The organism is Clostridium sp. (assembly GCF_036639235.1).
Taxonomy (GTDB): Bacteria; Bacillota; Clostridia; order Clostridiales; family Caloramatoraceae; genus Clostridium_AB.
Genome location: NZ_JAVWJB010000023.1, coordinates 22,738 through 27,758 on the forward strand (window position 1 = coordinate 22,738; position 5,021 = coordinate 27,758).

A 5,021-nucleotide genomic window follows, 5' to 3' on the forward strand; every position below is an offset into this window, starting at 1 on the left:
TTGTTCTCGTAAGCATTGATATCCTCCTAATTATATATAACAATAATTACATTATAAAAACCTTTATTCACTTAGTATTCCATATAAAAAAACCTATTATACCAAATAATATGATTTTAGCACTAGAGCCAAATATTATCAAGTTAAGTATTTATTGCAATAAAAAAAGACCTGTAAAAACAGGTCTTAAATAACTATGCGTTAAGCTTTGCCTTAGCAACTTCTGCTAGTTCAGCAAATGCAGCTGCATCGTTGATAGCGATCTCTGAAAGCATTTTTCTGTTGATATCAACACCTGCAAGCTTTAATCCGTTGATCATCTTTGAGTATGATAAACCATTGATTCTTGCTGCAGCATTGATTCTTGCGATCCAAAGCTTTCTGTAATCTCTCTTCTTTAACTTTCTTCCAACGTATGATTGGCTTTGAGCCTTCATAACCGCTTGCTTTGCTATTTTATATAACTTGCTCTTCGCACCGTAATATCCCTTAGCTAACTTTAATACTTTTCTACGTCTCTTGTGTGAATGAACTGATCTTTTCACTCTTGCCATTAGTGTGCCCTCCTTTTCCTTCTATATATTTTATACGTAAGGTAATAACTTTCTTACAGTCTTTAATTCAGCTACGTGTACGTATGTTCCTTTTCTAAGCTTTCTTTTTCTCTTTGATGACTTCTTGTTAAGAATATGTCTCTTAAAAGCATGAGCTCTCTTGAACTTTCCACTAGCTGTCTTCTTGTATCTCTTTGCTGCACCTCTATGAGTTTTCATTTTTGGCATTTTAGTTTCCTCCTCTCTAAGTTACGCTTTCTTAGGGGCTAAAATCATGATCATATTTCTACCCTCAAGCTTAGCTGGTTTTTCTATGACACCCACCTCGGAAACTTTTTCGAAGAACGTATTAAGTAATTCCCTTCCAAAGTGAGAGTAATCCGCTTCTCTACCTCTAAATCTAACAGTAACTTTAACCTTGTCACCGTCTTGTAAGAACTTACCTGCGTTCTTAGCTTTAACCCCAAGGTCATGTGCCTCTATTGTTGGGCTTATACGAGCTTCCTTCATGTTAACTATCTTTTGCTTTTTTCTAGCTTCTTTTTCTCTTTTTTGTTGTTCGTATAGATATTTTCCGTAGTCCATAATCTTAACAACCGGTGGCTTAGCCGTTGGTGCGATTAGAACTAGATCAAGTTGTTTCTTTTCAGCAATTTCTAGCGCTTCCTTTGATGACATAAATCCTAGTGCTTCACCGTCTGCACTTAGAACTCTAACTTCTTTCTCACGAATTTCTTCGTTGATTAAACTATCTTTATTAATGGTATTCACCTCCAGAATTTTAGAACCATATATAAAAAAATATTGCGGATGGAAAATCCACCCGCAATATATATACACAAATGTAATATATTCAAAATTAAACCCTACAACCTCTGTCAGAGTAAGGTGAGAAACGGATGGTTTCTTCTTGTTACTCTTAGTATTATATCAACCTAAAAACTTTATGTCAATATAAAATTAGTAATTAATTGTTTATTACCCTTTGCTTAATTTCAGTGTTAATTTGAGCAATAAAGTCTTCAACTGATGAAGATCCCATATCGCCTTGCACCCTTGAACGAACTGATATATTACCTGATTCAACTTCCTTATCTCCAAGGATAATCATGTAAGGTACCTTTTGAAGTTGTGCCTCACGAATCTTGTATCCAATCTTCTCGTTTCTAGTGTCTATTTCAACTCTAATGTCTTCTTCAAGCATCATGTCTTCAAGTTTCTTCGCATACTCATTAGCTCTATCAGTTACAGGTAGAATCTTAACTTGTACTGGTGCTAGCCAAGTTGGGAATGCCCCTGCAAAATGCTCTATAAGTATACCAATAAATCTCTCAATACTTCCAAATACAACCCTGTGAACCATAACTGGTCTATGTCTCTCACCATCTTCACCTATATAAGTTAGGTCAAATCTTTCTGGTAACTGGAAGTCTAGCTGTATAGTTCCACATTGCCATGTTCTTCCGATGCAATCTCTTAGGTGGAAGTCAATCTTAGGTCCGTAGAATGCTCCATCCCCTTCATTTAGTTTGTATGAAAGCCCTGCTGCTTCTAGTGCCTCACGAAGGCCATCTGTTGCAGCATCCCAGTCCTCATCACTTCCTATTGAACTTTCTGGTCTTGTTGAAAGTTCAACATGGTACTCAAATCCAAATGTCTTATAAACTGTGTCTATTAGCTTAATTACTCCAAGAACCTCATCCTTAATCTGGCTTCTTGTCATAAATATATGAGCATCGTCTTGAGTGAAAGTTCTAACTCTCATAAGTCCATGTAGTGCACCTGAAATTTCATGTCTATGAACAAGTCCAAGCTCACCCATTCTTAGTGGAAGATCTCTATAGCTGTGCATTCCATTTTTGTATGTTAAAGCACCACCTGGGCAGTTCATTGGCTTTACTGCATAGTCTTCCCCATCTATTTTTGTAAAATACATATTTTCTTTGTAGTGATCCCAGTGACCTGATGTATGCCATAGTGATTCACTTAGAATAATAGGTGTTTTTATTTCTTTGTATCCACTCTTCGTATGGATCTTTCTCCAGTAGTTCTCAAGTTCATTTCTAATAACCATTCCCTTAGGATGGAAGAACGGGAACCCAGGTCCTACTTCATTCATACTAAATAGGTCAAGTTCACGACCGATTTTTCTGTGATCTCTCTTCTTAGCTTCTTCAAGCATGTTTAGGTAATCATCAAGTTCACTCTTTTTAAGGAATGATGTTCCGTAAACTCTTTGAAGCATTTTGTTCTTCTCATCACCTCTCCAGTATGCACCAGCTATTGATAAAAGCTTAATAGCCTTACCCTTACCTGTTGACTCAACATGAGGTCCTGCACATAGGTCAGTAAACTCACCCTGCTTATAGAATGATATAATCTCATCCTCTGGAAGGTCCTGAATTAATTCTACTTTATAGTCTTCTCCTTGAGATTTAAATAACTGAATTGCCTCATTTCTAGACATTTCAAATCTTTCAAGAGATAAATCTTCCTTAACAATCTTCTTCATTTCTGATTCTATTTTTTCTAGAATCTCTGGAGTAATTGCAAATGGAGCATCAAAATCATAGTAAAAACCATTGTCTATTGATGGTCCTATAGCAAGTTTTACTTCAGGATAAAGTCTCTTAACTGCCTGTGCTAGAATATGTGCACTTGTATGTCTTAGTGCCCCCATCCCTTCTTCTGAATCAGCTGTTAGTATTTCAACCTCTGAATCAGATTCTATAGGGAAAGTTAAATCTACAACCTTAGAATTAACCTTAGCTGCAAGTGCCGCTCTGTATAGTCCCATGCTTATACTTTTCGCAACATCACCTGCAGTTACACCTGAATCAAATTCAAGTACTTTTCCGTCTTTTAGTGTAACTTTAATCATGGTTTTCCTCCTAAATAAAAATTTATAATAAAAAAACCCTCGCCACTGCAAAAATACAGGGACGAGAGTATTATTTCCCGCGGTTCCACCCAGATTGGTATTAACCCACTTAAAACTTTAACGCAGTTAACGAGGCAATGCCTTAAGCTCATAGGTAGTCTTCAGTTAGCCTTATTAAAGAACTCTTCCAGCTTATAAAGTCCTCTCTCTTATAATTGGTTCTAACCTACTCGTCTAATCAACGCTTAAATGCTTTATAATAACGCTTAGATTATATCACAACTACATGATAAATGTCTACAAAAATATCCCAACTAAATCGCTACACTTGTTACATCCACTACAAAGTATAATTCTATCTCCAAAAATATTAACTAGGGTGTCTATTGACTCTTTACAGCTAATATTTTCTATTCCATGTATAACTATTTTAAGAGGGGAGCAAGTAATTAGGGCACTTATTAATACATCTTCACTTTGGGCTATATTACCAACTAGTTCAACTCCAAAGTCCTCAAAGAATTCTGTTGTAATATTCATATTGTCTTCATCTGTAACATTAAACTTACCATCACTATCTATAAATATATTGATAAGTTCATACTTACTTTCCTGAACATCTACAAAGTACTTAAGAAGCTTAATAAATTCACTGTATTCCCTCTCAAGAACATAATCCTCAACAACCTTATCAACAATAATATTAATCTCAGACATTATGCTCTTAAGTCTAAATCTAACAAAACCTTCAATGTTAATTTCCTTATCATTATCTAGATAATCCTGTATCTTCTTAATAACTGAGTTCTTAAAGCTAATACTCGGCATAAGACCTACTGATACATAATTACTAGACCCAGTTATTAAAGAGTTACAGCGTTTTATTATCTCGGTTTTTTCTTTTTTTTCTAGATAATAATAGTTCTCTTTAACTATCTTCTTAATTATATTCTCCTCATACTCTGATGAGATAAACTCATAGATAATGTTAGCAGCATATGCATAAAAAAAGTCTCTACACTCGTTAAAGTTCTCAAGATTATCTTTAGTATCTTTCAGTATGCACTTTATATAATTAACCTGATCTGCACTCTCTACAATAGCAGCCTCAATATTCTTTTCTCTTAAATACGAGCAAAGCTGTGTAAATTTATAATACATGTCATTTCTGGTGTTAGTATATCCTATAGACAGGAGAAGCAACATTATCACTCCCTTCAAGAATAGTATGTGTGCTCCGTAAAATGCTATTCAGGAAAAAACCGGTGATTATATACCATTATATTCTTTTAAAGGTATTAATGTACCTAAATCAATTAATTTATTTTCGCCAAGTGAAATAGGCACAGCTCCACTAGTTTCTAGATATGAATTAATAATTATAGCATCTTTATGTAGGTCTAAATTGCCACAAAAACCAATTTCATTAACAGATATCTTTCCTGAGGCTCCTCCTATAAAACCATAGTCTAATTCAAATAAATCAATAGACCCTGGCGATACAAGTAAGGATTTTAAATTCTCCCTAATTAATATAGTATGTATTCCCCTATCAGATGTTACAAAGGAAGAAAAATCTACTATTG

7 protein-coding genes and 1 other annotated feature are annotated in these 5,021 nt (G+C 34.7%); of the genes, 1 reads left to right on the plus strand and 6 read right to left on the minus strand.

From position 1 onward, the window contains the following. A partial coding sequence (locus RR539_RS07025; RefSeq protein WP_332483592.1) for a hypothetical protein occupies nucleotides 1-194 on the plus strand: 194 nt, incomplete at its 5' end. On the opposite strand, the gene rplT is transcribed toward RR539_RS07025, so the two are convergent. The 6 genes from rplT to RR539_RS07055 form a co-directional block, all read right to left on the minus strand. Continuing rightward, nucleotides 195-554 carry a 50S ribosomal protein L20 gene (rplT, locus tag RR539_RS07030; RefSeq protein WP_332474737.1) on the minus strand — a complete coding sequence of 120 codons (360 nt, stop codon included), beginning with the start codon at nucleotides 552-554 and terminating at the stop codon, nucleotides 195-197. It abuts the gene before it with no gap. 30 nt (nucleotides 555-584) lie between these two features. Continuing rightward, nucleotides 585-782, minus strand: coding sequence for a 50S ribosomal protein L35 (rpmI, locus tag RR539_RS07035; protein ID WP_332474736.1), 198 nt, complete (start codon nucleotides 780-782; stop codon nucleotides 585-587). 21 nt (nucleotides 783-803) lie between these two features. After that, the gene (gene infC, locus RR539_RS07040) at nucleotides 804-1,325 is read right to left on the minus strand and encodes a translation initiation factor IF-3 (protein WP_332500285.1); all 522 of its coding nucleotides are present in this window, start codon (nucleotides 1,323-1,325) and stop codon (nucleotides 804-806) included. 21 nt (nucleotides 1,326-1,346) lie between these two features. Continuing rightward, nucleotides 1,347-1,472 (minus strand) — a sequence feature (ribosomal protein L20 leader region). 49 nt (nucleotides 1,473-1,521) lie between these two features. Further along, entirely contained in the window at nucleotides 1,522-3,435 is a 1,914-nt protein-coding gene (thrS, locus tag RR539_RS07045; RefSeq protein ID WP_332500286.1) for a threonine--tRNA ligase, read from the minus strand. Nucleotides 3,436-3,732: 297 nt separating this feature from the next. Next, the gene (ytxC, locus tag RR539_RS07050) at nucleotides 3,733-4,641 is read right to left on the minus strand and encodes a putative sporulation protein YtxC (RefSeq protein WP_332483589.1); all 909 of its coding nucleotides are present in this window, start codon (nucleotides 4,639-4,641) and stop codon (nucleotides 3,733-3,735) included. A 63-nt stretch (nucleotides 4,642-4,704) separates the two neighbouring features. Next, nucleotides 4,705-5,021: DUF6873 family GME fold protein (locus tag RR539_RS07055; protein ID WP_442878402.1), on the minus strand; the 317-nt coding region annotated here is incomplete at its 5' end.

What these genes read in the sequence shown, in the direction of transcription:
- rplT (WP_332474737.1), bottom strand. Translation starts at nt 554, where the DNA reads ATGGCAAGAGTGAAAAGATCAGTTCATTCACACAAGAGACGTAGAAAA.
- thrS (WP_332500286.1), bottom strand. Translation starts at nt 3,435, where the DNA reads ATGATTAAAGTTACACTAAAAGACGGAAAAGTACTTGAATTTGATTCA.
- rpmI (WP_332474736.1), bottom strand. Translation starts at nt 782, where the DNA reads ATGCCAAAAATGAAAACTCATAGAGGTGCAGCAAAGAGATACAAGAAG.
- ytxC (WP_332483589.1), bottom strand. Translation starts at nt 4,641, where the DNA reads ATGTTGCTTCTCCTGTCTATAGGATATACTAACACCAGAAATGACATG.